Source organism: Reyranella humidisoli (assembly GCF_019039055.1).
GTDB classification, from domain to species: Bacteria; Pseudomonadota; Alphaproteobacteria; order Reyranellales; family Reyranellaceae; genus Reyranella; species Reyranella humidisoli.
On record NZ_JAHOPB010000003.1, the window covers coordinates 236,756 to 263,743 of the forward strand.

A 26,988-nucleotide genomic window follows, 5' to 3' on the forward strand; every position below is an offset into this window, starting at 1 on the left:
TTCAGGTATCGATGCAATAATACGAAAAGAGTGGTTTCAGTCCATGTGCATCGCTCGTCGCGGGCGGTCAGCGCTGGTCGATATCACCGTCGCTCAGTAATCCCGCCCGCAGATCGGCTTCCATCGGGGCATCGAGATGGAAGACGCGTTGTGTGGCGAAACCGGGGAAGCCGTCCGTTGGTTCGGTCTGCGCAAGTGTGGCGAAGGCTGCCGCGTCGGTTTCGGTCTCGAAGGCACAGAGGATCTCGGGGAAGCCGGCGACGCGCGACACCGTCAGGGCGAAGGCGCCGTTCAATGCCACGCCGCCGATGACTCTGTTCAGGAGTTCGCGCAGGCCGCGCAGGCGCCGGCTGCCGATTTCGTCGGCGCCGACGTCGACCGCCACAGCAACCACGAGGTGTCCGTTGGGGAAACTCTTGAGAAAAGATGGCCAGGACAGACTGCTCATGCCGGTCGCAACGCCGGTGTTGCGCAATCGCTGCCTCACAGGCGCGTGTGCGGTCGAATTCGATGATATGGTCTGCCGCCTGTACGAGAGACATTTGGGAGAGGCGGGATGGCGCGTATCGCAGTCGGTGGTTTTCAGCACGAGACGAACACTTTTGCGCCGCAGCAGGCGACCTGGGAGGAATTCGTTCGCGCCGATGCGTGGCCGCCGCTGCTGCGCGGCGCGGAGATGATCCCCGGCGTGGAAGGGTTCAATATTCCCATCGCCGGCGCGGTGAAGAAGCTGGCCGAACTCGGCCATGAGATTGTGCCGCTGGCCTGGGCCGCCGCAGCACCGGCCTCCTACGTGACGGAAGATGCCTTCGAGAAGATGTGGGCGCTGTTCGACGAGGACCTGCGCAAGCTCGGGCCGTTCGACGCGATCTACCTCGACCTGCATGGCGCGATGGTCGCGGAGAACACCGAGGACGGCGAGGGCGAACTGTTGAAGCGCATCCGCGGCATCGTCGGCGACGAGTTGCCGGTCGTGGCGAGCCTCGACTATCACGCCAACCTCACGCCCGACATGGCGAAGCTCGCCACGGCACTGGTCGGGTATCGAACCTATCCCCACATCGACATGGCTGTGACGGGCAAGCGCGCCATCGAGCTCCTGGACAAGCTGCTGCGCGAGAAGCGGCCGGTCTATCGCGCCTACCGCCAGCTCGACTTTCTTATTCCGCTGGTCTGGCAGTGCACCTTCATCGAGCCGGCCAAGGGTATCTTCGACCTCGTGGGCGAACTGGAGGCGGGCGAGAAGAGCCACAACCAGGGCATCGTGAGCGTCACGCACACGCCGGGCTTCCCGCCGGCTGACATCGCCCAGTGCGGTCCCGCGCTGGTCGTCTACGGCCACGACAAGGAAGCGGTCGAGGCCGCAGCCGACAAGCTCGCCGCGACGGTGAAGGCGCAGGAGAAGGCGTTCGACGGCGAACTGCTCGACCCCGACCAGGCCGCGCTGCGCGCCATCGAACTGTCGAAGAAGGCGAGCAGACCGATCGTGCTCGCCGACGTGCAGGACAATCCCGGCGCCGGTGGCACCTCCGACACGGTCGGTCTGCTGGCGGCCCTGATGCGCCACAAGGCCAAGGGCGCGGTCATCGGCATGATCGTCGACGAGGGCGCGGCGAAGGCCGCGGTCGAGACGGGTGAGGGCAACATCATGCGTCGGGGCATCGGCGCGGTGGTCGGCTATGGCGGCGAGAAACCGGTCGAGGCCGACTGGCGCGTGGTGAAAATCGGCAGCGGCGTCTTCACCGGCACGGGCCCGTTCTACGGGGGCGCCAAGTTCCAGATCGGACCGATGGCTCTCGTCACCGACGAAGCCTCCGGCGTGTCGGCCGTGCTGGCCTGCAAGCGCGTGCAGGCGGCCGACCAGGAGATGTTCCGCGCCGTCGGGGTCGAACCCTCGACGGTGCCGATCCTCGGGCTGAAGTCGACGGTGCACTTCCGGGCCGACTTCCAACCCATCGCCGAGACGATCCTGGTCGTGCAGTCGACCGGCGCACACATAACCGACCCGGTGGACATGCCCTACAAGCACCTGCGCAAGGGGATTCGCCTCAAGCCGATGGGACCGGTCTGGCAGGGCGTCTGACCGCCACCCGGTGGCTCAGTCGTTCGCGAAAGCGGGCCTCAGTGCCCACACCATCGGTACCGTGGTGAGGGCAACGCAGGCGACGGCGACGAGGGCCGTCGTCAGGCCAATCACGTCACCCAGCAGGCCGAACAACAGCGGGCCCGTCGCACCGGCCACGGAACCACCCGTATAGAAGACCGCAAAAGCCTTGGTGCGCCGCTCCGGGCTGACGAACTCCGGGATCGTGCCGTAGAGCACCGACGAGGTGCCGTTGAGCATCAGCCCGACGGCCGGCAGCAAAAGCAGAGCGTAGTCGAGCGGCAGCGGCAGGGCCGCGAGGATGAGCAGCGTCGTCGCGATCTCGGTCAGCAGGACAGAGGGCACGACGCCGAGCTTCTGGCCGACCCAGCCCATCACCAGCTTGCCGGCCGCGCCGCCCGCGAAGAGCAGCGACAGGCCGAGGCCGATGGTCGGCAGATCGGCGCCCTTGTTGCGCAGCAGGAACGGCACGAAGATCAGGAAGCCGGTGCGCACCAGGTCGTCGGCGATGTGGATCGAGAAGAGCAGCCAGTAGGCCCACGGCCGATCCTGGCCCGCGACCGCCTTCGACGGTTCGGCCTTGCCGTGCATCACGATGGGCTTCAGCGAGGCGAGGATGATGCCGGAGCCGACGACGGCGAGGGCGGCCATCGCGACGAGTGCCTGCTGCCAGCCGAGGGACGCGGCAACCAGCGCGAAGAGGGCCGGCAGCAGGACCTTCCCGACGTCGCCCGTGAAATTGTAGGTGCCGAGCGCGGTGCGCGAGCGGGGGCCGTGATAGGCGGCGGCCACGAGGCTGGAGCCGATCGGATGCTGGGTACTGGCGCCGAGGCCCGCCAGAATAAGTCCCGCGATCACGCCGTAAAGCGAGCCGCTCATCCCCGCGAGCGCGTAGCCGCCGGCAATCAGCAGCGTGCCGAGGGCGAGGATACGCACGCCGCCGAAGCGCTCGGCCAGCAGGCCCGATGGGATCTGGCCCGTGGCCATGGCCCCGGAGTAGCAGGTCTTGAGCGCACCGATGGCGCCGTAGCTCAGCCCGAACTGCGATTGCAGCAGCGGATAGAGCACATTGAGCAGATCGGTGAAGCCGTCATGCAGGGCATGGGCGCCGCCGCAGACGGTGAGGGTGCGGCGGGCGGTGGCGGTCGGTGAGGAGACAGCGATTGTCATCTCGCTGTCACAATACTACCGGCCTGGGATGCGGGCGAACCAAAAGGCGATCTGCTGCTGGAAATCGCGCTCGGCGAATGCAGTGTCTGTGATGATCGACGGCTTGCCATTGCGGGCGTAGCGCACGCTCTGCAAACGCTTGAAGGCCGTGTCGGCCGAATGCAGCACCAGCACGTCGCCCTGGCGGCGCTGGAAGACGAGCTCGTGGATCTTGCGGATGTTCACCAGGTTCACGACGTAGCGGCCGTCGGGCCCGTCGTCGGCGAGCTGGCGCACCGGGATGTCGCGGCCCTGGTTGGTGATGTCCATCAGCGCAAAGGCTTCCGGCGCCGTCATGTTGTCCTTGCCGGTGGTCTGAATGAGCCAGACCAGCTTGTCGCCGCGCGGCGAGAGCGTGTGCCGGGGAGACGAGGGCGGCGGGGCACAGGCGGCGAGCGGCAGGAGAGACGCCGAGACCAGGAAACCACGGCGCGTCGATGAGAACTGGCTCAAACCTTTTCCTTCTCCATGTCGATCTCGATGGGAGCGATCTCCGCCAGCGCGCCGTTGCGGATCGCACGGAAGAAGCAGTTGTGGCGGCCGGTGTGGCAGGCGACCCCGGTCTGGTCGACCAGCGCCAGCAGCGTGTCGCCGTCGCAATCGATCCGCAGTTCGACCAGCGTCTGGATGTGGCCCGACGTGTCGCCCTTGCGCCAGGGCGCCTTGCGCGAGCGCGACCAGTAGCATGCACGACCCGTGCGCATCGTCTCCGCGACGGCGTCGCGATCCATCCAGGCCATCATCAGGATTTCGCCCGTGTCGTGCTGCTGGGCGATCGCGGGCACGAGGCCCTGCGCGTCGAACTTGATGACGGCAAGGGCGGCGTCGATTTCGGGCTGCTGGTAGGTCGTCTGGGTCGTCATAGGGGCACCGCTGCGGGGTGGGGGCGAGCCTTGGCCTCCGGAAGGAACGGCGCGTATAATCGTCGGGTATTCGGTTGGCAAATCGGAGCCCCGTGAAGAAACAGGCCAAAGCGGCGCCCGCCGGGCACGCCCACGATCACGAGCATTGCGTCGAGGACGCCATCGCCGCGGCCGAGAAACTGTGCGCGGCCAAGGATCTCAGGTTCACGCCGCTGCGCCGCCGGGTGCTCGAACTCGTCTGGTCGAGCCACAAGCCGGTCGGCGCCTATGCATTGCTCGACAGCCTGCGCAACGAGGATCTCGGCTCGGCACCGCCGACCGTCTATCGCGCGCTCGACTTCCTGATCGAGAACGGGCTGATCCATCGCATCGAGCGCATGAACGCCTTCGTCGGCTGCAGCCACCCGGGCGAGGCCCATCGCGGCTTCTTCCTGATCTGCGCCGAGTGCGGCAATGCCGAGGAGATGGAAGGCGAGGGCGTCTCTGCAACCATCGCCGCCGCCGCCTCGAGCCGCGGCTTCACCGCGCGCGAGATGACGCTCGAAGTGACCGGCGTCTGCGCCGAGTGCCAGAAGGCCGCTTAGCGGCCTCCCCAGCAAGAGGTTGGTTTGTCGTGCGTGCTGTGACCCGCCGAGAGCGGATCAGGCGTTGTGCGCCCGGTTGAGGCGCTCGAAACCTTCGGCCAGATCCGTCTTCAGGTCTTCGACGTCTTCCAGGCCGATATGCACGCGCAGCAGCTGCTTGCCCTCGGGCCACGGCACGGCGGTGCGGTACTGGTCGGGATGGGCCGGGATCATGAGGCTCTCGTAGCCGCCCCAGCTTGCGCCCATGCCGAAGATGTCCATGCCGTCGAGCATGGCGGCGACCGCCGGGCGCTTGATGCCGTCGCGCAGCGTGAACGAGAACAGGCCCGACGAGCCTTTGAACTGCTTCTTCCAGTTCTCGTGGCCGGGGCAGTCCGGCAGGGCCGGGTGCAGCACCTTGTCGACCTCGGGCCGGGTCTTCAGCCAGTTGGCGATCTCGAGGCCGCTCTTCTCATGGTGGCGCAGGCGCACGCCCATCGTGCGGAGGCCGCGCAGGGCGAGGTAGCAGTCATCGGGCGCGGCGTGGAAGCCGAACGACTGGCAGGCCGTCTTTGCGATCTCGAACATCTCGCGCGTGGCACAGGAGATGATGCCCATCATCGCGTCGGAGTGACCGACGATGTACTTGGTTCCGGCGTGGATGGAGATATCGCAGCCGTGGTCGAACGGCTTGAAGTAGAGCGGCGTCGCCCAGGTATTATCGATCATGACGGCCGCGCCGGCCTTTTTGGCGACGGCGGCCATGCCGTCGACGTCCTGTACCTCGAAGGTCTGCGAGCCCGGCGCCTCGAGATAGACGACCTTGGTGTTGGGCCGCATCAGCTTGGCGAGGCCTTCGCCGCCGATCATCGGATCGAAGTAGGTGGTCTCGACTCCGAAGCCCTTCAGCGTGGTGTTGGCGAAGCGGCGCGCCGGACCGTAGGCATTGTCGGTCACCAGCATGTGGTCGCCGGTCTTCAGGAAGCCCACGATGGCGCCGGTGACGGCGGCCAGCCCCGACTGCACGGCGATGGAACGATGCGCGCCCTCGATGGCGGCGACGGCGTCTTCCAGCGCCTTCTGCGTCGGCGTGCCGTTGCGTCCATAGCCGTATCCCTCGAACGGGATTCGGTTCTCGAACTTGTCCATCGTCGGCGAGAGGATCGTCGACGCGTGATAGACGGGCGGATTGACGATGCCGAAGTTGTTGTCGGGATCGCGGCCGGAGACGGCCAAAACGGTGTCGGGTCGGGTATAAGTTTTCTTAGAGGTCATGAATCAATTATGGCACAGGCTTCGAGCCGGCGGCCAGTGATAGACCTCAGGGGCCCGTCACGATCGGCGTGTCGGCGCGTCCACCCCATTCGGTCCAGGAGCCGTCATAGACCGCGGCCTCGGGCGCGCCGGTGAGATAAAGGCCGAGCGCGATCACGCAGGCGGTGACGCCGGAGCCGCAGCTCGCCGTGACCTTCTTCGACGGATCGATGCCGGAGGCGGCGATGCGCGCGGCGAGCTTGTCGGCGGGCAGCACCGTGCCGGTCGCCGGATCGAGCAGCTCGTTGTAGGGCAGGTTGAAGGCGCCCGGCATGTGGCCGCCGCGCAGGCCGGCGCGTGGTTCGGGAACCTCACCGCGAAAGCGGTTGGCCGCGCGGGCATCGACGATCTGCTCGCGCTTGCTGTCGATCAGGCCGAACACGTCGTCGACCGAGCGGACCAAGGCGTTGTTGAGGCGGGCCGTGAAGTGGCGCTCGCGCGGCGGCGTCGGATCGTCTGTGACGGGCCGTCCCTCGTTCATCCACTTGGGCAGGCCGCCGTTGAGGATCGCCACGTCCTTGTAGCCCATGGCGCGGAACATCCACCAGACGCGGCAGGCGCCGGTCATCGGCGTGGTGTCGTAGATCACGATCTTGTTGCCGTCGCCCAGGCCAAGCCTGCGGACGCGGGAGGAGAATTTGTCGGGCGGCGGCAGCATGTGCGGCAGTGGGCTCGTCGTGTCCGCGATCTCGTCGATGTCGAAGAACACGGCGCCGGGAATGTGCTGCTGCGCGAATTCGGCCTTGGGATCGCGCTTCTGCGCTGGCAGGTAGAAGGAGCCGTCGACGACACGCACGTCGGGCGCATCGAGGCGGGCGGCCAGCCATTCGGTGCTGACGAGGGCGTCGGGCCTTGCGTATTCCATCGGGTGTTCCTCTTCGTCTCTTATCGGCGTCGCTCAAGGATCCCTCGCTGTGCTCGGGATGACACCGGTTTTTCGATCAGCGCAGCGCGCAAAATCCACCAACCGTGTCATCCTGAGCGAAGCGAAGGATCCTTGTTCTTTCGATCAGGCCAGCGCGATGATGAAGCGCCGGTTCATCTTTCCCTTGTTCTCGATCTTGGTGCATTCGATGCGGCCGATCTCGCCGGTCCGCGCGACATGGGTGCCGCCGCAGGCCTGCAGGTCGACGCCCTCGATCGAGAGCAGCCGCACGCGGCCCGCGCCCATCGGCGGTCGCACGCTCATCGTCTTCACCAGCTCAGGCCGTGCCGTCAGCTCCTCGTCGGTGATCCATTGCGGCGTCACCGGTCGGTCGAGCGCGATCAGCTTGTTGACCTCCTCGGTAACCCACTCCTTGGTCGGCACCTCGCCGTCGAGGTTGAAGTCGAGGCGGCTCTTGTCGGCGCCGACCTGGCCACCGGTGACGCTTCCCTTGATGACGGAAGACATCACATGCATCGCGGTGTGCATGCGCATGTGCAGGTAGCGACGCTCCCAGTCGAGCGTGGTGTGAACTTTTGTGCCGACCTCGGGCCGCGGCGCATCGGGCGCCAGCACATGCAGCACGTCGCCGCCATCGGCCTTCACCGTGTCGACGATTTTCGCCTCGCCGCCGTCCCAGCGCAGGATGCCGGTATCGCCGGGCTGTCCACCGCCGGTGGGATAGAAAATCGAGCGATCGAGTCGCACGCCGCGCTCCTCGGCTGCCGTCACGATGGCGTCGGCTTCGCGAATGTAGGAGTCTTGCCTGAAGAGTTCTTCGACCATGACGGGGATTTAGGCTTTCGCCAGCCGCGCCGCAACTTCCTGGTCGGTCGGCATCGCCGGCGCCGCGCCGAGTCTTTCGACGGAGCAAGAGGCGGCGGCGCTCGCGAAGCGTGCCGCCTCCGTCGGCGTGCGGCCGGCCGCCAGTTGCGAGGCGAGGGCGCCTACGAAGCAGTCGCCGGCACCGGTCGTGTCGGTGACCTTGGTCGGGAAGGCGGAGATGGTATCGACGCCCGTCGCCGTTACGACGACGGCGCCGCGCTCGCCCAGCGTCGCAATGACGGCGCGCGCGCCGCGGTCGCGCAGGACGCCGCAGGCGGCGGCGACGCTCTCCGGCGAACTCGACGCATCGAGCCTCGTGCCCGTCGCCTGTGAGAGCTCGATCTCGTTCAGGACGGCAACATCGACCGACTGCAGAAGATCGGCCGGATGTTCGACGAAGGGCGCGAGGTTGAGGACGGTACGCGCGCCGGCCTCGCGGGCGCGGGCGAGGATTTCCCACGTCGCGGCGACCGGCGTCTCGAACTGGGCGACCCAAACTTCGTCGCGTTGCGGCTCGTGATTCAGCATGGAGGCGTCGAAATGCATGTTGGCGCCCGAGGCGACGGTGATCGAATTGTCCCCGTCGGCCACCTGAATCAACGCGACGCCTGTTGCCGGGCCGTCGACCTCGATTACGCCCGTGCTGTCGACGTCATTGTCGGCCAGAAAACCGCGAAGACTGTTGGCGAAAGCGTCGTTGCCGACGGTGCCGACCATTGCCGTCGGAACTCCGAGGCGTGCACTGGCGATCGCCTGGTTCAGGCCCTTGCCGCCGGGCAGGAACGAGACCTCCGCGCCCACGATCGTCTCGCCACGCTCCGGCAGCCGTGCACTCTGCACGACGACATCCATGTTGAGGCTGCCGCAGACGACGACCCTGCTCATCGGTGAAGCCTCACTGCATCCAGCGCGGCAGCGGCAGGTTCTTTTCGCGCAAGAAAGCAGGATTGAAGAGCTTCGACTGGTAGCGGCTACCGCCGTCGCACAGGATGGTGACGACGGTCTTGCCCGGCCCCAGCTCGCGCGCGAGGCGCATGGCGCCCACGATGTTGATGGCGGTCGAGCCCCCCAGCACCAGCCCCTCATGCTCGATCAGGTCGAACAGGACGGGCAGGGCTTCCTCGTCGGTGATCTGGTAGGCCATGTCGATCTGCGTGCCTTCGAGGTTCGCCGTGACGCGACCCTGGCCGATGCCCTCGGTGACCGAATTGCCTTCGGCCTTCAGCTCGCCCTTGGTGTGCCAGTTGAACAGGGCCGAACCCATCGGATCGCTGAGCGCGATCTTGACGTCGGGATTGCGCTCCTTCAGCGCGCGCGAGATTCCGGCCAGGGTGCCGCCGCTGCCGACGGAGCAGGTGAAGCCGTCGACCTTGCCCTCGGTCTGGTTCCAGATTTCGGGGCCGGTCGTCCGGTAGTGACCGTCGCGGTTGGCGGTGTTGTCGAACTGGTTGGCCCAGACCGCGCCGGCCGGTTCCTTGGCCGCCAGTTCCTCGGCGAGCCTGCCCGAGAAACGGACATAGTTGTTCGGATTGGAATAGGGCGCTGCCGGGACGAGTCGGAGGTCGGCGCCGCACAGGCGCAGCATGTCCTTCTTCTCCTGGCTCTGCGTCTCCGGCATCACGATGACCGAGCGGTAGCCGCGTGCGTTGGCCACCAGCGCGATGCCGATGCCCGTATTGCCGGCCGTGCCTTCGACAATGACGCCGCCCGGCCTGAGCCTGCCGCTCTTTTCCGCGTCTTCGATGATGGCGAGCGCCGCGCGGTCCTTTACGGAGCCGCCCGGATTGAGGAATTCCGCCTTGCCGTAGATGTTGCAGCCGGTTGCCTCGGAGGCTGCGCGCAGCTTGATCAGCGGCGTGTTGCCGATGCTATCGATGAAACCCGAACGGACGTTCATGAACTGCTCACCTTGCCTGACCCTGCGCGCTTCCCGGGCGCGACGGTAGACAGGGAGCAGGGGGCCACGCAACCCGCGCTTTGGCGTTCTACCGCCAGCGGTCTCGCATCTCGTCGCGATGCAGGGCGAGCCACTGCAAACCCATGACTGCAACGGCGTTGTCGATCTCACCACGGTCGAGCAGGGCGCGCGCTTCGGCGAATGGCATGGCCTTCACGAGGATGTTCTCGTTTTCCGATTCCAGTCCGAAGATACCACCGGCACCGGTCGCATCGACACGTCCCACGAAGCTGGTGCAGGTCTCGGAGCTGGCACCGGGACTGAGCAGCACACTGTGCATGGGAAAGAGATCGAGCATCTGCAGGGACGCTTCCTCCGCCGCTTCGCGACGGGCTACGTCCGCAGGCGTTTCGCCCTCCTCGATGATGCCGGCGACGATCTCCCAACTCCAGGGATGGCGATCGGCGACGAAGGAGCCGGCACGGAACTGCCGGATCAGGACGACCTCGTCGCGGATCGGATCGTAGGGCAGCACGGCCGCGGCCTGACCGCGCTCGAAGACCTCGCGCTTGATCTCGCCGCTCTGGCCTCCCTGGTACAGGCTGTGCCGGAAAAGGTAGCGCGCGATGCGGAAATAGCCCTGGAAGGCCACGGTGCGCTCGATCAGTTCGGCCTTTTCGCCGGACAGGGGAACGGACGGCATGATGCACTCCACAAGCAAAAAGGGCCGTCCTCTTTCGAGAACGGCCCCAATTGGCTCCGGAGGTAGGAATCGAACCTACGGCCAGGCGATTAACAGTCGCCTGCTCTACCGCTGAGCTACTCCGGAATAAACTCGGTGCGACGGCGGTACGTCGGCCGCGAAGGCGCGGTCTTGTGACAGAGCGTGTCGGCTCATGCAAGACCTGTCGCTTGTGCATTCGTGGAGGCCCGGGCCGGAGTCGAACCGGCCTGGAAGGATTTGCAGTCCTCTGCATAGCCGCTTTGCTACCGGGCCGCACGAAAGCGCGCGGTGCTATACTCACGGTGTGACGGACCGGTCAAGCCGGGCGCGACGGAGAGACCTTTGACGCTGTCGTCCGCTGCCGCCTATATAGCGACCGCTACATCTAGGGGGCAGGCTATGACGGATTTCGCGCTCGCGCGCCGCAACATGGTGGAAGGCCAGCTCCGGCCCAACCGGGTCAACAATGCCGGATTGCTGGCGATCCTGGCCGACCTTCCGCGGGAGCGCTTCCTGCCGGAGGCGCTGCGCTCGGTCGCCTATGCCGACGATGACGTGCCCCTGGGCAATGGCCGTTTCATGATGGAACCGATGGTGCTGGCCCGCCTGATCCAGATCCTGCAGCCGCAGGCCGAGGACAAGGCGATGGTCGTGGCCGCCGGGCTGGGCTATGGCGCGGCGATCCTCGCGCGCCTGACCAAGTCGGTTGCCGCCGTCGAGACCGACGCCGCGATGGCCGCCGCCGCCCGGCAGACCCTGAGCGATCTCGGCCTTTCGGGCATCGAACAGGTGGCCGGTCAGGCCGAGCAGGGCGCCCCGGCCGATGCGCCCTACGATGTCATCCTGATCGAGGGGGCGGTCCGTGAAGTGCCGAAAGCCATCTCCGACCAGTTGGCCGAGGGCGGCCGGTTGGCGACCGTGATCGCCGACCCGAGCGGTGCACTGGGGGTGGCACATCTGTTCGTGAAGCAGGGCGGGGTCGTGTCCGGGCGGCCGCTTTTCGACGCCGGCTCGCCGGCACTGCCCGGCTTCGCGCCTCCCGCCCGTTTCACCTTCTGAGCCGGATCCGGCATTTGCCATGCTCGGGGCTACCCATGCTGTTCCGCCTGATGTTAGGGTACCGTCTACAGATGAGGGTAGAACGATGCGTATCCGGCCCAGCTTGAAGCGCGCCCGCGCCGCGGCAGCGTGCATCCTGGCGGTCGGGCTCGGTGGGGCGTCGAGTGCGTGGTCACAGAGCCTGATCGAGGCGCTTGCGACCACCTACAACAGCAACCCCGACTTGCTGGCGAGCCGGGCCATCCTGCGCCAGACCGACGAGACGCTGTCGCAGGCGGTCGCCAACTGGCGCCCTCGCGTCACGCTGAACGTCGAGTACAACAAGGTCGAGCAGGATTCCTATTCGCAGCGCACGGCGCCGACCTTCTACGCGTTGAACGGCAGATTCACGACTCTGCAGATGGTCCAGCCGCTGTTCCGCGGCGGCAAGACGATCGCTGAGACCAAGCAGGCGCAGTCCAACATCCAGGCGCAGCGCGCCCAGCTCGCAGATACCGAGCAGAACGTCCTGCTGGCGGCCGTAACTTCCTACGCCGACCTCGTCCAGAACATCGGTATCGCCGATGCCCGCCGCAACAACGTGCGCGTGCTGGTGCAGCAGCTCGACGCGACCCGCGAGCGGTTCCGGGTCGGCGAATTGACGATCACCGACGTGTCGCAGTCCGAGGCGCGCCTCGAACTGGCCAAGGCCGATCTGGTCCAGGCCGAGACCAACGTCCGCATCGCCGAGGCGGCCTTCCAGCGCACGATCGGCAAGAAGCCGGGCCGGCTGGGCGAAATCCCGCTGATCGGCGGCCTGCCGTCGTCGGAAGAGGAAGCCATCGGCCTGGCGATGGATGCCGGCCCCCGCGCCGTCACGGCCGCCCACCGCATCACGGCCGCCAACTACGGCGTGAATTCGGCCGTCGGCGATCTGCTGCCGCAGGTCAACCTGGTGGGCGCCCTGCAGCAGCAGTTCGACCTGCAGGTCCCGAACGACAAGTATTACAACTATGCCGTCCGCGTTCAGGCGGTGATCCCGATCTTCCAGAACGGCAGCGAATGGTCGCGTATCCGTTCGGCGCGTGAGCTTGTCGGGCAGCGGCGCAACGAACTCGACAGCGCCCGCCGCGCGGTGGCCGAGAACGTCATCCGGGCCTGGAGACAGCTCGATTCTTCACGCTCGCGCGTGACGTCGTTCGAGTCGCAGGTTCGCGCCAACGAAGTCGCGCTGAACGGCGTGCGCCAGGAAGCGCTGGTCGGTTCGCGCACCACCCTCGACGTGTTGAACGCCGAGCAGGAACTGCTGAACTCGCAGGTCAACCTGATCCAGGCACGCCACGACGTGCAGGTGTCCTACTACGGCGTACTCTCGGGCATCGGCCGTCTCACCGCGCGCACGCTTGCCCTGCCGGTCGAGTATTACGACGAGGAGCGCTACTACAAGGACGTCGGCTCCCGCTGGATCGGCTGGGGCAGCAGCGGCGAATCGGGTACGGGCATCATCCCGCCGTCCACGTCCCCGGCAGGCGTCGCGGGGAGCGCCCCTGCCGGGAGCAGCGGTAAATGACCGACGCCAAGGGCGGCCCAAACAAAGAGCCGTCGATGGACGACATCCTGGCGTCCATCCGCAAGATCATTTCCGACGACGAGGCCCGTGCGCAGGGTGCGGGCCCGCGGCCGGCCGTGGTGCCACCCGTGATCGTCCCGCCCTCCATGACGTCGCCGTCGCGTACCCCCTCGAACGAGGACGTTCTCCTTCTCACCGATATCGTCGAAGAGCCGAAATCCATGTCGAACGTAGAGCCCGCGAATCCAGCGGAGATGCCGCAACCGTCGACCGAACTGGCAGCCCCGCCGAAGGCAGATGCCCTGGTCGGCGCCGGGGTGGCGGGCGTCGCCAGTTCCGCCTTCGCGCGCCTGAACCAGGCCGTGCAGGACAGCGTGCCGGCTCCAGCGGCGACCAATCCCGGCCCGTCGGTCGGCGGGCAGACCATCGAGGAGCTGGTCAAGGAAATGCTGCGCCCGATGCTGAAGGACTGGTTGGACACCAACCTCCCGCCAATGGTCGAGCGCTATGTCGAACGCGAGATCGCGCGGCTGACCCGCCGCTGACCCCAGGCGCCACCCCAAATCATCGCCACGGTGTCGCAACCGTGGCGTTTTTCGTTTAAGGCCAAGAGATGCTCGACAAGACCTACGACCCCAAGGAAATCGAGGCCCGCCGCTACCCCGAATGGGAGAACGCCGGTGCCTTTCGCGCCCATCCGGAGTCGCCGAAGCAGCCCTATTGCATCGTCATCCCGCCACCGAACGTCACGGGCAGCCTGCACATGGGCCACGCGCTCGACAACACGCTGCAGGACGTGCTGATCCGCTGGCGCCGCATGAAAGGCGACGACGTGCTGTGGCAGCCCGGTACCGACCATGCGGGCATCGCTACGCAGATGGTGGTGGTGCGAAATCTCGAGCAGGAAGGCATCGGCCTCGCGGTCGAGGGCGCAGCCAAGACGGACGCCAACAAGAAACTGCTGAACCGCGAGGAGTTCCTCGCGAAGGTCTGGGAGTGGAAGGCCTATTCCGGCGGCACGATCACAGGCCAGCTTCGCCGGCTCGGCGCCTCGTGCGACTGGAGCCGCGAGCGCTTCACCATGGACGAGGGCCTGTCGAAGGCCGTGCTCAAGGTGTTCGTCGAACTCTACAAGCAGGGCCTAATCTACAAGGACCTGCGGTTGGTCAACTGGGACCCCAAGATGCTGACCGCGATCTCCGACCTCGAGGTCGAATCGCGCGAGGTGAAGGGTCATCTCTGGTACTTCAAGTATCCGATCGAGGGCAGCCCCGACGAATTCATCGTGGTCGCCACGACGCGGCCGGAGACGATGCTGGGCGATACCGGCATCGCGGTTCATCCCGATGATCCCAAGTGGAAGCACCTGATCGGCAAGCACGCCGTGCTGCCGCTGGTGGGCCGCCGGATCGCGATCGTGGGTGACGAATATTCCGATCCGGAGAAGGGGTCAGGCGCGGTGAAGATCACGCCGGCGCACGACTTCAACGATTTCGAGGTCGGACGGCGGCACAATCTCGAGGCCATCAACATCTTCGACAAGTTCGCGAGGGTGAACGACGAGGCGCCCGAGAAGTATCGCGGCCTCGACCGGTTCGACGCCCGCAAGAAGATCGTGGCCGAGATGGAGGAGCTGGGGCTGGTCGAGAAGATCGAGCCGCACACCCATGCGGTGCCCTACGGCGACCGCGGCGGCGTGCCGGTCGAACCCTATCTCACCGAGCAATGGTACGCCGATGCCAAGAAGCTGGCCGAGGCGCCGCTGGCGGCGGCGCGCGACGGCCGCGTGAAGTTCGTGCCCGAGCGCGGGCGCGAGGATTTCTTCCGCTGGATGGAGAACATCGAGCCATGGTGCGTGTCGCGCCAGCTCTGGTGGGGCCATCAGATCCCGGCCTGGTACGGCCCGAACAAGAAGGTCTTCGTGGCATTGTCGGAGGACGAGGCCCGGGAAGAGGCGCGCGCGCATTACGGCAAGGATGTCGCGCTGGAGCGTGATCCCGACGTTCTCGACACCTGGTTCAGCTCGGCCTTGTGGCCGTTCTCGACGCTGGGCTGGCCCGACCAGACGCCGGAACTCGCGAAATACTATCCGACCAGCACGCTCGTCACCGGCTGGGACATCCTGTTCTTCTGGGTCGCCCGCATGATGATGATGGGCATGCACTTCATGAAGGACGTGCCGTTCCGCACCGTCTATCTGCACGGTCTCGTCACCGACGAGAAGGGGCAAAAGATGTCGAAGTCCAAGGGGAACGTGATCGATCCCCTGGAGCTGATCGACAAATACGGCGCCGACGCGCTGCGCTTCACCATGACATCACTCGCGGCCTCGCAGGCCGGCCGGCTGCGGCTGGCGCCGGCCCGCGTCGAGGGCGCGCGCAACTTCGCGACCAAGCTGTGGAACGCGACGCGCTTCGCCGAGATGAATGGGGCAGCCCTGCCGCCGGGCTTCGATCCGGCGACGGCGAGGCTCACCGTCAACAGGTGGATGCTGGGCGAACTGGCCCGCGCCAATCAGGCGATCGACAAGGCGCTCACCGACTTCCGGCTGAACGAGGCCGCCACGACGCTCTACGAATTCGTGTGGGGCGTGGTCTGCGACTGGTATGTCGAGCTCACCAAGCCGATCGTGCAGGGCGCGGATGGATCCGAGAAGGACGAGACGCGCGCCGTCACGGCCTTCGTGCTGCGCGAGACCGTGAAGCTCATGCACCCGGTGATGCCTTTCATCACCGAGGAGCTTTGGGACAAGCTCGGCCATCGCGCCGAGCACGGCCCGCTGATCGGCCAGCCCTGGCCCGCGCCGGCGACCGTCGATGCGGCGGCCGATGCCGAGATGGGCTGGCTGGTGAAGCTGATCTCCGACATCCGCTCGGCCCGCGCCGAACTCAACGTGCCGGCCGGCGCCAAGCTCAGGCTGCTGGTGATCGGTGGCAACGACACGACGGCAGCCCGTATCGAGACCCATCGTGCCGCCATCGAGCGGCTGGCCCGCATCGAGGGTGTCGAGGCCGCCGCGTCGGCACCCAGGGCATCGCTGCAGATCGTGGTTGGGGAGGCGACCTATGCCTTGCCGGTCGGTGAAGTGATCGATCTCAAGGCCGAAAGCGCGCGCCTGCAGAAGGAAATCAAGAAGCTCGCCGACGAGGTCGGGAAGATCGACGCCAAGCTCGCCAACGCCGCCTTCGTCGCACGAGCGCCCGAAGAGGTGGTCGAGGAACAGCGCGAGCGGCGCGCACAGGCCGAACAGACCGCCGCGCGGCTCAGCGCGGCGCTGGAACGGCTGGGCGCGTAGCGAGATCAGGCGGCGCTCCTTCGAGACGGAGCGGCTCGCAGAGCGAATGGCGAGGGTGGTGAGGAGATGATCTCCACTGCGCTATTGTGGGAATATTGATCCCCCAATGGAGGAAACGATGACCTATACCCTCGAGCAACTGAGCGCCGACATCGGGAAGGCACTCAAGGCCGATTCCGGAACCGCGGGCAAGCAGGCCGTGTGCAAGCTGGTGTCGAAGGTGCTGCTCGACGATGAGTTCGTTGCCAAGCACCTGACCGCCGAGGAATGCCGCCCGCGCAAGGTCCTGTACGAGGATCCGGAACTGGGTTTCTGCATCTGCGGGCATGTGTACGAGACGGCCGCGCACGGAGCGCCTCATGACCACGGTACCAGTTGGGCGATCTACGGGCTGGCCACCGGCGATACGGAGATGACCGATTGGCGCATCGTCAAGAAGGGCGAAGGCGGCGAGCCGACCCTGGTCGAGCCCGCCAACACCTACGTCCTGAAGCCCGGCGATAGTCACTTCTACGATGTCGGCGTCGTCCACTCGCCGAAGCGCGACGGCTTGACCAAGCTGGTGCGCATCGAGGGCGCCAATCTCGATCGCATCAAGCGCTCGAACATCAAGGCGGCCTGAGGACGGCTGCATAGAAGGAATGCCGCCGGCCTGGGCGCGGCGAAGGACCTCACGGGCGGCCAGAGCACGTTGTGGTTAACGAGAGACTCTGCGCTTCGCTCAGGATGACGCTGTGGGTAGCTGCTGTTCCGGCAGCTATCGCTTGATCTGCATCGACAGATATTTCGCCAGCCCCGTGCCATAGGGCGGCCGGAGCATGCGCAACGGCGCCAGGTCCCATTTGATCTGGTGGTAGATCGACTTGCGATGGCTGAATTCGCGGAAGCCATCGTGGCCGTGATAGGCGCCCATGCCGGCCGGGCCGATGCCGCCGAATGGCAGCTCCTCCTGCGCCACGTGCATCACCACGTCGTTGACGGTGACGCCGCCGGAGGTCGTGCCGTTCAACACCCGGTCGCGCTCCGCGTCGTCGCTGCCGAAATAGTAGAGGCCGAGCGGGCGGTCGTGGGCGTTGATGTAGTCCATCGCCTCCTGCACGTCGCGGTAGGCCTTCACCGGAAGCAGCGGCCCGAAGATCTCCTCCTGCATGACCTTCATGTCGTCGGTCGGGTTCAGGATCAGGGTCGGCGCGATGCGGCGATGCGGCTGCTGGCGCAGGTCCTCGGCCGCCGGATTGATCTCGACGAGTTCGGCGCCCTTGGCACGCGCATCGTCGAGATAGGACATGAGGCGCGCATAGTGGCGGTCGGAGACGACCGCGGTGTAGTCGGGGCTCTCGCGAATGCTCGGGAACATGCGGCCGACGGAAGCCTTGGCTTCGGCCACGAAGTCGCCGACGCGATCGGCGGGCGCCAGCACGTAATCCGGCGCGAGGCAGATCTGGCCGGCGTTGAGCGTCTTGCCGTTCATGATCCTCGCCGCGGCCACGGCCATGTCGGCGGAGCGGCCCACCACGACCGGGCTCTTGCCACCCAGCTCGAGCGTCACCGGGACGAGATTTTCGGCGGCGGCCCGCATCACATGCCGCCCGATCGAGGTCGCACCGGTGAAGATCATGTGATCGAAGGCGAGGGCGGAGAAGGCCTGACCGACCTCGGGACCGCCCGTCACCACGGCGATCTCGCTTTCGTCGAAGGCGCTGGCGAACATCTGTTTCAGGAGCTCAGACGTCGCCGGTGTCGTCTCGGACGGCTTGATCATCGCCCGGTTGCCGGCGGCAAGGACCCCGGCGAGCGGCGCGAAGGTAAGGTTCACGGGGAAGTTCCAGGGGCTGATGACACCGACCACGCCCTTGGGCTGGTGGCGGATCTCGGCCCGGGCGCCGAGGAAACCCAGGATGCGCGGTGTGGTGCGCCGCCGCTCGGTCTTCATCCAGCTTCGGACATTGTCGCGCGCATGCTTCAGCGGTCCGATCGAACTGGCGACATCGGCGAAGGCCGTCACCACGGCCGAACGCGCGCCGAAGTCGGCCGACAGCGCCGCTTCGATGTCGCGCCGCCGGTCGACCAGGAGGCCGATACAGCGGTTGAGGCGGTCGATGCGGATCTCGGCGGACGGCGCGCCGTCCTTGAGCTGGGCGTTGCGCTGTTTCGCGAGGATTTCGTTCAATCCGAAGTCTGTCATGTCGGTCACGATGCCTTCCGGAGGTCCGGCACGTAGGGTTTTCTGGTGAAATGCTCCTGCCCATCGCCGCGGGCGAAGCGCAGGCCGGCGCGGCGGATCGCGTCGTCGTCGACCGGTTCGAGCGGCACGTAGTAGCGGTCGTCGACCTTGGTGAAAGTGTCGTTGTCGACGCGATTGTAGCAGATCAGCAGCGTCCAGCGCCGGTTGGGCGAGCGGTTGGCGTCGGACCGGTGGATCGCATTGCAATGGAAGATCAGCGCGTCGCCGGCCTCCAGTTCGCAATACTCGACCGGGCATTTCTCCAGGATGTGCGCCATGCGGCTGGGATCGACCTCGTTCTGGGTCGGCGACAGCGGCGTATGGTCGATGCGGCCGAGCTTGTGCGAGCCTGTGGCGATCTGCAGGCAACCGTTCTCGCGGGTGGTGCGGTCGAGCCCGATCATGATCGAGAGCATGTCGGGGCGCAGGCAGCCATTGTAGTACCAGTAGCCATAATCCTGGTGCCATTCCCAGGCGCCGCCGACCTCGGGCTCCTTGGCGGTCAGCTTGGACTGGTAGTGATAGACCGGCCCGCCCAGCAACGCCGCCGACGTATCGACCATGCGCCGGACGCGGGCGGCGAGACCGTAGACGCTGTCGCCGGCCCGGTTCCAGAGCGCGATGCGCGTCGAGCGGCCCTCTCCATCGCGGCGGTCGAGGATGCTGTCGCGCACGGCAGGATCTTCCTCCATCGCGCGGGTCAGCAGCTTCACCTCGTCGGGCGAGAACAGGCCGCGCGCATAAGTGAAACCCTTCTCCTCGAATTCGGCGCTCTGCGCCGCGTTCAGCACGTTCGGCATGGTTTCCTCGCCTTAAGGAGAAAGGTCCTTCGCTTCGCTCAGGATGACAACTCCACCGGCAAGGACGCAGTGCGCCGATGAACAAGAAGGTGTCATCCTGAGCGAAGCAAAGGACCCTTGAATCATATGCAACCGCTTCAGACAGGGCGGAAGACGTTGCGGCCGCCCAACTCGGAGACCGAGACCTTACGCCCGAGCTGTTCGCGCGTCAGCATGTCGGCGACCAGGGCGGGATCGTCCGGTGTCATGGCGACGAAGCGGTCGCCCGAGCCGTCGAGGCGGCCCAGGATATAGCCGCGCTCCGGCGCGTCCTTGCCGTAGGTGACGCAGTACGTCTCGATCGTGCCGGTGCCCGTGGGCTTGGTTTCGACCCGGCGCTTGGGAAGGGCGTCGAGTTCGGCCTGGAACTTCTTGGGATCCTCGCGCTTCCACGCTCCCTTGGTCGGCTCGGTCGAATAGAGGCCGGCCGAATGCTTGGTGAGGTAGTTGCCGTTGGCCGTCACCATGCCGAACGAGCCGGGTTTGGCGCGTACCACGTTCATCATCTCGGCGATCGAGTGAGTGACGTAGTTGTTGCCGGGACCGCCGAAGAAGGGGAGGCCGCCGGTCACGCTGATCGGGCGCGGATCGTTCTCGGGGATGCCGATCTCGGTCATCGCGACTTCGACGGCGGAGGGGAAGCAGCTGTAGAGGTCGAAGGCGTCGACGTCGGAGACCTTCTTGCCTGCCATGTCGAGGGCGATGCGGGCGCAGCCGCGGATCGCGGGTGACGAGTCGAGCTTCTCGCGCTCGGACACGACCCAGGTGTCGGTGCCGTCGGCGCAGCCGTGCAGGAACACCCAGCGGTCCTGCGGGATGCCCCATTCGCGGGCCTTCTCGACCGAGGTGACCAGCACGGCCGCCGCCTGGTCGATGATCGCATTGGCGTTCATCAGCCGTGGATAGGGGAAACAGATCCAGCGATTGTCGGGCGAGATCGTCGACAGGGCCTCGGCGCTGTAGCCTTCGCGGCGCGTCGCCAGCGGGTTGGCTTTGGCCACGGCGGCGAGGCGCTCGAACAGGCGGCCCATCGCCTTCATGTGACGGTCGACGTCACGCTTCAGCCCGCCGCGAATGGCGTTCTCAAGCAGTGGATAGAAGTGGATGGCGGCGCGCAGCTCGTGGCGTGCCTCTTCCTCGCTGAAGCCGAAGCGCGGATCGCCGATGCGCGTCGGCTCGCCGCCGCCGGGGTCCTCGTTCCAGTCGATCTTCATGCCGGCGCGGCGGGCGTTCTGCGTGCTGCGCAGCAGCTCGGCGCCGCAGATCAAGGCCAACTCGGTCTCGCCCTTGGCGATCTGCTCGGCGAACTTGTTCACCAGGTACTGGGGCATGTTGCCGCCCGAGTGCGTGTAGAGGAGCTGTTTCGGATCGGCATGCAGCCGGTTGGCGACGCTCTTCGGCGGATTGCTCGACCGGCCGTAGGGCGAGGCGAAGCGCGGGCTGATGTCGCTGAAGAACTCCATCACGGCGATGGCGTCGACCCTGTGGCCGAGCGCATGCCCGCCGATGGCGGCCTTGGTGTCCTCCAGCGCCGCGTTGGCGGCCTCGGTGCAGAAGGCCACGCGCGAGCGCTCGCTCGACGGCTTGCCGACCGTGTCGGTGATCTGGCCGGCGCCGACCAGGATGGGGGTACGCGGATCGATCATTTGACGAGGGCCTCGATCTCGGAGGGCGTGAGGCCGGCCTGAGCCAACACGGTCTTCGTATCCTCGCCGAGGGCGGCGACCTTGGGGCCACTCTGCAACGGTGAGCCGGAGAAGCGAAAGGGCGGGGCCGGCGACTTGTAGCTGCCGCCGCCGTCCTCGATGGTGCAGAGCGAGCCGCGATGCTCGACCTGCGGGTCCTTCAATGCCTCGGTCACGGTGAGGTAGGGCGAGCAGGGCACGCCCTGCTTCTCCAGCGCGGCGACCACCTCCTTGACGCTCATCTTCTTCGACCACTCTTCGAGTTCGTCAACGAGAAGGCCCCAGTTCATTCGGCGGTTCTGGTACTTCTCGAAGCGCGGATCGGTCAGCCAGTCGCGGCGGCCGGCGGCGGTCGCCATGTCCTGGAAGGTCTTCTCGCTGGCAGTCGCCAGCATGACGTAGCCGTCGCTGGCCTCGATCGGCCCGTACATCGGGCGCGAGGGCATCTCGAAGTCGAACTGCGCGCGATTGACCTCGCCCAGCAGCATGCCGACCAGGGTTTCGAACATCGAGACGTCGATCATCTGGCCCTTGCCGGTCGCATGGCGCTGATGGACGGCGGCGAGGATCGCGCCCATCGCATAGGCGCCGCTCGCGTAGTCCGCGACGAAGATGCCGCAATTGTCGGGACGCTCGCGGCCCTGCTGGTAGAAGAGATGGGCCATGTCGTAGCCGGTCGAAGCATGGATCACCGGCGCATAGGCGGGACGGCCGGCGCCGGGGCCGGTCTGGCCGTAGCCCGAGATCGCGCAGTAGATCAGACGCGGATTGACCTTCGCCAGTTCGGCATAGTCGAGGCCCAGCCGCTTCATGACACCGGGCCGGTAGTTCTCGACCAGGATGTCGACCGTTGCGATCAGCTTCTTGATGGCGGCCACGGACTCGGGCTTCTTGAGGTCAAGAACGATGGATTTCTTGCCGGCGTTGAGCTGGCCGAACATCGTGCTGAATCCGTCGCGCTGGACCGGGCGCGAACGCATCAGGTCGCCTTCGGCCGATTCCACCTTCACGACCTCGGCGCCCATGTCGGCGAGCAGGCGGCTGCAATGCGGGCCCGCGATGGTGGTCGAGAAATCGAGGATGCGCAGGCCGTCGAGTGGCCGGGACATTTCGGTCATGTTTTCACCGGGTTACAAGGATGAGGACGACGCCGCCGACCACGAGGATGCTGCCGATCCACTCGCCGAGGGACGGCCGCTCCTTGAGGATGAGGCGGGAGGAGATGAAGGTGAAGACCAACTCGATCTGGCCGACCGCGCGCACCAGCGCCGCGTTCTCGAGGGTCATGGCCAGCGCCCAGCCGGCCGATCCCAGCACGCTGAAGATGCCGACCCAGATCGAGGACCGCCAGTTGAACCAGACCTTCGAGAGCTGCGGCCGGTCGCGCCGGAACAGGTAGAGGCCCATCAGCACGACCTGGATCGTGTTCATGCAGGCGAGCACGGTGATGCCGCGCACCATGAAGTCGCCCTCGGGCAAGAGCTTCGAAGCCTCGCGGATCGTCCCCGCGGCGATCGCGAAAATCGCTCCGGAGAGGATGCCGAACAGCGCGCCCTTGTGCGTGAGGTCGGCCAGTACGCCGCGCACGTCGGAGAACTTGCCGCGCACGCTCAGGATGGCGACGCCGCCCAGGCAGACCAGGATACCCGCCCAGGCGCCGAGCTTCAGCGGCTCTCCCGCGATGAAGGTCGCGAACAAGGCGACGAACACCGTCTCGGTCTTGGAATAGACCGTGCCGACGGCGAAGTTTCGCAGCGAGAATGCGTGGATCATCAGCGAGGTCGCCACGATCTGGGCGACCCCCGCGATGGTCACCAGCAGCAGGAAATGCAGCGAGATCGAGGGGACGTGCCGGCCGGTCACGAACACCAGGAAGGCCAGCATGCCCAGTGCCAGCGGCGCGCCGTAGAGATAGCGGACGAAGTTTGCGCCATCGACGCTCAGGATGCCGCGAATCTTCTGCTGCATCGTCGTGCGGATGTTCTGGCACAGAGCGGCAGCGACGGTGATCGGTATCCAGAGCGGCACGGCGTTTTATCTCCCTGCCGGGAGTGTATGGCGTCAATAGCCCCGCGTCTGCGGTTTAGATTTCCGCGATGCAGCAGGCAGGTGACACCCTAACGCCGAACGTCTGCCCCGACTGCATCGGAGACCGACGAGAAGCCGTCGCGGGCCAGCAGGGCCGCCAGTTCGTCCTTGATGCGACGGATGAGCGGCGGGCCCTCATAGACCATGGCCGAATAGAGCTGCACCAGGGCCGCGCCCGCCCGGATCTTGGCATAGGCATCGGCCCCGGAGCCGATTCCGCCGCAACCGATCAGGGGGAACTGGCGCTCCGTCCGTTGCGCGGTCTTGCGCAGGACTTCCGTCGACAGGGCCGTGAGCGGTGCGCCCGACAGGCCGCCGGTCTCACCCCGGCGCTGCGACCGCAGCGTGGGCGGCCGCGACAGGGTGGTGTTGCCGATGATGATGCCGTCGAGCTTGAGGTCGCGGCAGACGAAGACGATGTCGTCAAGATCGTCGTCGCTCGCGTCGGGCGCGATCTTCACGACCAGCGGCACCGGCTTGGCCGCGATCGCGTCCTGCACGCGCTTCAGCAGGCCGGCGAGTTCCATCCGACCCTGCAGATTGCGCAGGCCCGGCGTGTTGGGTGAGGAAACGTTGCAGACGAGGTAATCGGCATAGGGCGCGAGTGCCACGCAGCCGGTCACGTAGTCGGCGGCACGGTCGGTACTGTCCTTGTTGGCGCCGATATTGACGCCGACGAAGCCGCGCCGGGGGCGGGCGGCGAGGCGGGCGCGGGCGGCCTCCAGGCCGTGGCCGGGAAAGCCCATGCGGTTGATGACGCCGCGATCCTCCGGCAGCCGGAACAGACGGGGGCGCGGATTGCCTTCCTGCGGCCGCGGCGTGACGCTGCCGATTTCCACCAGACCGAAGCCCTGTGCGAGCATGGCGTCGGCCACCTCGGCATTCTTGTCGAAACCGGCGGCGAGGCCGATCGGATTGGGCAGGGAGCGGCCCCAGATCTTCGTCGTCAGAGATGGCGGATCGGCGCGCCGGTCGCCCGGCAACAGCCCGCTTTTCAGGGCACGGATCGCCAGGCCGTGCGCGGCCTCTGCGTCGAGACGGGAGAGGGCGAGATCGAGGAGCGGGTACCAGACGGCCATTGCCGTCTGGTTAGCAGAGGTTCCCTGTGGAGCGCTTGGGTGAGAGCGCGGCCCGCTAGAAGCGGCCCATACCGCCACCCTGGTTGGGCCGCAGGGACGGGGAGTCTGAGAAGATGACCATGAACAACTCGCGGAAGAGCTGGCCGATCCGCGGATCGTCGGGACCGGACGCCGGGGTCCAGGCGGTGGTCTCCGACATCGTCATGTCGTTGCGGCAATAGATGGCATAGACGTTGAAGACGCCGGGCTTGCCCGGCTTGAAACGCGTGGTGCCCCTGCAAACCGAGTCGCTATTGAGATCGTTCGCGGGGTCGAAGACCAGCATGAGCCGGTAGTCGGGACGCGGCTTCTCAGGCGGGGTCTCGTAGGTGAAGGTGAGGCGGGGCATGGGCTTTGCGGCCTGCATCATCGGCAGCAGGTCGCGGGCCACGATCGCCGGATCGGTCCCGGGGAACGGATTGCCGTGGATGACGACCTGGAAGTTCTTGCCGTCCGTCGCGGCGAAGAACTCGCGATAGTCATACTGTACCGCATAGAAGGTGCCACCGATGGTAGCGGCGTAGACGGCGGCGGGAAGGGCGGCGACCGCAAGCAGCGCGGCAGCGATCTTGGACCTGAAACGCATTGGCAAACTCCTCCGCGGATTATCCGGCTATCGTACGCCCTGGAAGGGCTCCGGGAATGTCACATTTCTGCGCGTGGCGCGTAACCCCGGCGTAAGCCGGCTCACACGTCGAGATCGCGTGCGAACTTGGCGTTATCCTGGATGAAGGCGTAGCGCTTCTCGGGCTTTCGGCCCATCAGGTCCTCGACCAGGGTCCGGGTCCGCATCTCCTCGCGCCGGTCGTCCGGGTCCGGCCCGGACGCCGTCGGCACGTCGACCTTCAGCAGCACCCGCTTGGTCGGATCCATGGTGGTCTCCCGCAGATGCACCGACTGCATCTCGCCCAGCCCCTTGAAGCGGGTGATGTCGGCCTTGCCGTTGAACACCGTGCGGACCAGCTCGTCCTTCTGCGCGTCGTCCTGCGCATATTCCGTGCGGCCACCCTTGCTCAGGCGGAACAGCGGCGGCTGGGCGAGGAACAAGTGGCCGTTCTCGATCAGCTTCGGCATCTCGCGATAGAAGAACGTCATCAGCAGCGAGGCGATGTGGGCGCCGTCGACGTCGGCGTCGGTCATGATGATGACCCGCTCGTAACGCAGGCGGTCGTTGTTGTAGTTCGCGCCGGCACCGCAACCCAGCGCCAGAATGAGATCCTGGATCTCCTGGTTCTCGCGCATCTTGTCGGAGGTGGCGCTGGCCACGTTCAGGATCTTGCCGCGCAGCGGCAGGATGGCCTGGGTCTCCCGGTTCCGTGCGGCCTTGGCCGAGCCGCCGGCCGAGTCGCCCTCGACCAGGAAGATTTCGGTACCGACGGAAGAGGAACTCGAGCAGTCGGCCAGCTTGCCCGGCAGACGAAGCTTGCGGGTGGCGGTCTTGCGCTGTTGCTCGCGATCCTGGCGGCGGCGCAGGCGCTCGTCGGCCTTGGAGATCACGTGTTCCAGCAGAACGTTACCGGCTTCCTTGTCGCCGATCAGCCAGTGCTCGAAATTGTCGCCGACGATCGTCTCGACGACCTTGGTCGCCTCGACGCTGACCAGCTTTTCCTTGGTCTGGCCCTGGAACTGCGGTTGTTCGATGAAGACCGAGACGAGGGCTAGAGAGCCCTCGATGACGTCGTCGGCCGTGATGATCGAGCCCTTGCGGTTGCCGGTCAGCTCGGCATAGCGTTTGAGGCCGCGTACCAGCGCACTGCGGAAGCCCGATTCGTGCGTGCCGCCTTCGGACGTCGGCACGGTGTTGCAGTAGGAGCGGACGAAGCCTTCCTCGTCGTTCGGCCACCACACCGCCCATTCGACCTTGCCGTTTCCTTCGCCCTTGGCCTCGCCGGCAAAAGGCTGTGGGACGACGGTGCCACGCTGGCCGATCTCGGAGGTGACATAGTCCTTGAGGCCGCCGGGGAAATGGAACGTTTCTTCCTCGGGAATCTCGCCGCTTTTCGGGAGCAGGGACTTGTCGCACTTCCATCGGATCTCGACGCCACGGAACAGGTAGGCCTTGGAGCGCACCATGCGGTAGAGGCGCTCGGGCACAAACTGCTGCTTGCCGAAGATCTCGGCGTCTGGATGGAAGGTGACTGTGGTGCCGCGACGGTTGGAAGCGGCGCCCATCGGCTTCAGTTTCGACACCGGAAGGCCGCGCGAGAAGTTCTGGGCCCAGGCCTGGCGGTCGCGGGCAACTTCGACCAGGAGGTCGTCGGACAGCGCATTGACGACCGAGATGCCGACACCGTGCAGACCGCCTGACGTGGCGTAGACCTTGCCGTTGAACTTGCCGCCGGAATGCAGCGTGGTGAGGATGACTTCGAGGGCCGACTTGTTCTTGAATTTGGGGTGCGGATCGACCGGGATGCCGCGGCCGTTGTCGCGCACCAGGATCTTGTTGCCCGGCAGCATCTCCAGCCAGATCGTGTCGGCGTGGCCGGCGACGGCCTCGTCCATCGAATTGTCCAGCACCTCGGCCACGAGATGATGCATGGCCCGTTCATCGGTGCCGCCGATATACATGCCGGGGCGCTTGCGGACGGGCTCCAGGCCCTCCAGCACCTCAATGTCCTGCGCCGTGTAGGAATTATCCTTCGGACCCGCGGCACGCTTGCCGCCGCCAGACCGATCGAACAGATCGCCGTTTCGTGCCATGCCTGCT

General features: G+C 66.3%; 25 protein-coding genes and 2 tRNA genes. 7 read left to right on the forward strand and 20 right to left on the reverse strand.

Annotation, left to right across the window (positions count from 1 at the left end; all coding sequences use genetic code 11):
- Positions 1 to 67: 67 nt before the first annotated feature.
- A complete protein-coding gene (locus KQ910_RS24665; protein ID WP_216966321.1) occupies positions 68 to 475 on the reverse strand; it encodes a hypothetical protein in 408 nt (135 codons plus the stop codon).
- Between the two features lie 81 nt (positions 476 to 556).
- Here KQ910_RS24665 and KQ910_RS24670 point away from each other — a divergent pair, with 81 nt between their 5' ends.
- The gene (locus KQ910_RS24670) at positions 557 to 2,083 is read left to right on the forward strand and encodes a M81 family metallopeptidase (RefSeq protein ID WP_216966323.1); all 1,527 of its coding nucleotides are present in this window, start codon (positions 557 to 559) and stop codon (positions 2,081 to 2,083) included.
- Between the two features lie 15 nt (positions 2,084 to 2,098).
- Here the strand turns inward: KQ910_RS24670 and KQ910_RS24675 are convergent, their stop codons facing one another.
- From KQ910_RS24675 to hisI, 3 genes are read right to left on the reverse strand one after another with little or no spacing between them, the layout of a single operon-like run.
- A complete protein-coding gene (locus tag KQ910_RS24675) occupies positions 2,099 to 3,274 on the reverse strand; it encodes an MFS transporter (RefSeq protein ID WP_216966325.1) in 1,176 nt (391 codons plus the stop codon).
- A gap of 15 nt (positions 3,275 to 3,289) precedes the next feature.
- Complete coding sequence (locus KQ910_RS24680; protein WP_216966328.1) at positions 3,290 to 3,766, reverse strand: hypothetical protein; 477 nt, start codon at positions 3,764 to 3,766, stop codon at positions 3,290 to 3,292.
- Complete coding sequence (gene hisI / locus KQ910_RS24685; protein WP_216966330.1) at positions 3,763 to 4,176, reverse strand: phosphoribosyl-AMP cyclohydrolase; 414 nt, start codon at positions 4,174 to 4,176, stop codon at positions 3,763 to 3,765. The genes KQ910_RS24680 and hisI overlap by 4 nt, the downstream gene beginning before the upstream one ends.
- 92 nt (positions 4,177 to 4,268) lie before the next feature.
- Between hisI and KQ910_RS24690 the strand changes: the two genes are divergently transcribed.
- A complete protein-coding gene (locus KQ910_RS24690) occupies positions 4,269 to 4,760 on the forward strand; it encodes a Fur family transcriptional regulator (RefSeq protein WP_216966332.1) in 492 nt (163 codons plus the stop codon).
- 57 nt (positions 4,761 to 4,817) lie between these two features.
- Here the strand turns inward: KQ910_RS24690 and metC are convergent, their stop codons facing one another.
- From metC to KQ910_RS24730, 8 genes are all read right to left on the reverse strand, one after another.
- Positions 4,818 to 6,014: a cystathionine beta-lyase gene (gene metC / locus KQ910_RS24695; protein ID WP_216966333.1), complete on the reverse strand. Its 1,197-nt coding sequence runs from the start codon at positions 6,012 to 6,014 to the stop codon at positions 4,818 to 4,820.
- Between the two features lie 46 nt (positions 6,015 to 6,060).
- Positions 6,061 to 6,918: a 3-mercaptopyruvate sulfurtransferase gene (sseA, locus tag KQ910_RS24700; RefSeq protein WP_216966335.1), complete on the reverse strand. Its 858-nt coding sequence runs from the start codon at positions 6,916 to 6,918 to the stop codon at positions 6,061 to 6,063.
- 144 nt (positions 6,919 to 7,062) lie between these two features.
- Positions 7,063 to 7,764 (reverse strand): alanyl-tRNA editing protein, encoded by a 702-nt coding sequence (locus KQ910_RS24705; RefSeq protein ID WP_216966337.1) that lies wholly within the window; start codon positions 7,762 to 7,764, stop codon positions 7,063 to 7,065.
- Between the two features lie 9 nt (positions 7,765 to 7,773).
- A complete protein-coding gene (locus KQ910_RS24710) occupies positions 7,774 to 8,688 on the reverse strand; it encodes a ribokinase (RefSeq protein ID WP_216966339.1) in 915 nt (304 codons plus the stop codon).
- Positions 8,689 to 8,698: 10 nt separating this feature from the next.
- Positions 8,699 to 9,700, reverse strand: coding sequence for a cysteine synthase A (locus KQ910_RS24715; protein WP_216966341.1), 1,002 nt, complete (start codon positions 9,698 to 9,700; stop codon positions 8,699 to 8,701).
- Between the two features lie 88 nt (positions 9,701 to 9,788).
- Entirely contained in the window at positions 9,789 to 10,403 is a 615-nt protein-coding gene (locus KQ910_RS24720; protein WP_216966343.1) for an NUDIX domain-containing protein, read from the reverse strand.
- Positions 10,404 to 10,454: 51 nt separating this feature from the next.
- Positions 10,455 to 10,529: transfer RNA gene (locus tag KQ910_RS24725), tRNA-Asn, on the reverse strand.
- 94 nt (positions 10,530 to 10,623) lie between these two features.
- Positions 10,624 to 10,697, reverse strand: a tRNA-Cys gene (locus KQ910_RS24730).
- 126 nt (positions 10,698 to 10,823) lie between these two features.
- On the opposite strand from KQ910_RS24730, the gene KQ910_RS24735 reads away from it, so the two are divergent.
- The 5 genes from KQ910_RS24735 to KQ910_RS24755 all read left to right on the forward strand — a co-directional run bounded on the left by KQ910_RS24735 (position 10,824) and on the right by KQ910_RS24755 (position 16,949).
- Entirely contained in the window at positions 10,824 to 11,483 is a 660-nt protein-coding gene (locus KQ910_RS24735) for a protein-L-isoaspartate O-methyltransferase family protein (protein WP_216966345.1), read from the forward strand.
- Between the two features lie 85 nt (positions 11,484 to 11,568).
- Positions 11,569 to 13,032, forward strand: coding sequence for a TolC family outer membrane protein (locus KQ910_RS24740; protein ID WP_216966347.1), 1,464 nt, complete (start codon positions 11,569 to 11,571; stop codon positions 13,030 to 13,032).
- Positions 13,029 to 13,577, forward strand: a complete 549-nt coding sequence (locus KQ910_RS24745) for a DUF2497 domain-containing protein (RefSeq protein WP_216966349.1) — start codon at positions 13,029 to 13,031, stop codon at positions 13,575 to 13,577. The genes KQ910_RS24740 and KQ910_RS24745 overlap by 4 nt, the downstream gene beginning before the upstream one ends.
- Positions 13,578 to 13,645: 68 nt before the next feature.
- Positions 13,646 to 16,327, forward strand: coding sequence for a valine--tRNA ligase (locus KQ910_RS24750; protein WP_216966350.1), 2,682 nt, complete (start codon positions 13,646 to 13,648; stop codon positions 16,325 to 16,327).
- A 118-nt stretch (positions 16,328 to 16,445) separates the two neighbouring features.
- Positions 16,446 to 16,949 carry a cupin domain-containing protein gene (locus KQ910_RS24755; RefSeq protein ID WP_216966352.1) on the forward strand — a complete coding sequence of 168 codons (504 nt, stop codon included), beginning with the start codon at positions 16,446 to 16,448 and terminating at the stop codon, positions 16,947 to 16,949.
- Positions 16,950 to 17,084: 135 nt separating this feature from the next.
- Here KQ910_RS24755 and KQ910_RS24760 read toward each other — a convergent pair whose 3' ends face one another.
- The 8 genes from KQ910_RS24760 to parE form a co-directional block, all read right to left on the reverse strand.
- Entirely contained in the window at positions 17,085 to 18,512 is a 1,428-nt protein-coding gene (locus KQ910_RS24760) for a coniferyl aldehyde dehydrogenase (protein WP_216966754.1), read from the reverse strand.
- A 5-nt stretch (positions 18,513 to 18,517) separates the two neighbouring features.
- Positions 18,518 to 19,351 carry a phytanoyl-CoA dioxygenase family protein gene (locus KQ910_RS24765; protein ID WP_216966355.1) on the reverse strand — a complete coding sequence of 278 codons (834 nt, stop codon included), beginning with the start codon at positions 19,349 to 19,351 and terminating at the stop codon, positions 18,518 to 18,520.
- A gap of 137 nt (positions 19,352 to 19,488) precedes the next feature.
- The gene (locus KQ910_RS24770) at positions 19,489 to 21,036 is read right to left on the reverse strand and encodes an acetyl-CoA acetyltransferase (RefSeq protein WP_216966357.1); all 1,548 of its coding nucleotides are present in this window, start codon (positions 21,034 to 21,036) and stop codon (positions 19,489 to 19,491) included.
- Entirely contained in the window at positions 21,033 to 22,193 is a 1,161-nt protein-coding gene (locus KQ910_RS24775; protein WP_229600965.1) for a CaiB/BaiF CoA transferase family protein, read from the reverse strand. Before KQ910_RS24775 ends, KQ910_RS24770 begins: the two co-directional genes overlap by 4 nt.
- A gap of 4 nt (positions 22,194 to 22,197) precedes the next feature.
- Entirely contained in the window at positions 22,198 to 23,103 is a 906-nt protein-coding gene (locus KQ910_RS27310) for a DMT family transporter (RefSeq protein WP_216966358.1), read from the reverse strand.
- An 89-nt stretch (positions 23,104 to 23,192) separates the two neighbouring features.
- Complete coding sequence (locus KQ910_RS24785) at positions 23,193 to 24,242, reverse strand: quinone-dependent dihydroorotate dehydrogenase (RefSeq protein WP_216966360.1); 1,050 nt, start codon at positions 24,240 to 24,242, stop codon at positions 23,193 to 23,195.
- 55 nt (positions 24,243 to 24,297) lie between these two features.
- Complete coding sequence (locus tag KQ910_RS24790; RefSeq protein ID WP_216966362.1) at positions 24,298 to 24,867, reverse strand: hypothetical protein; 570 nt, start codon at positions 24,865 to 24,867, stop codon at positions 24,298 to 24,300.
- 101 nt (positions 24,868 to 24,968) lie between these two features.
- On the reverse strand, positions 24,969 to 26,981 hold the full coding sequence (gene parE, locus KQ910_RS24795; RefSeq protein ID WP_216966364.1) for a DNA topoisomerase IV subunit B: 2,013 nt from the start codon (positions 26,979 to 26,981) through the stop codon (positions 24,969 to 24,971).
- Between the last annotated feature and the right edge of the window lie 7 nt (positions 26,982 to 26,988).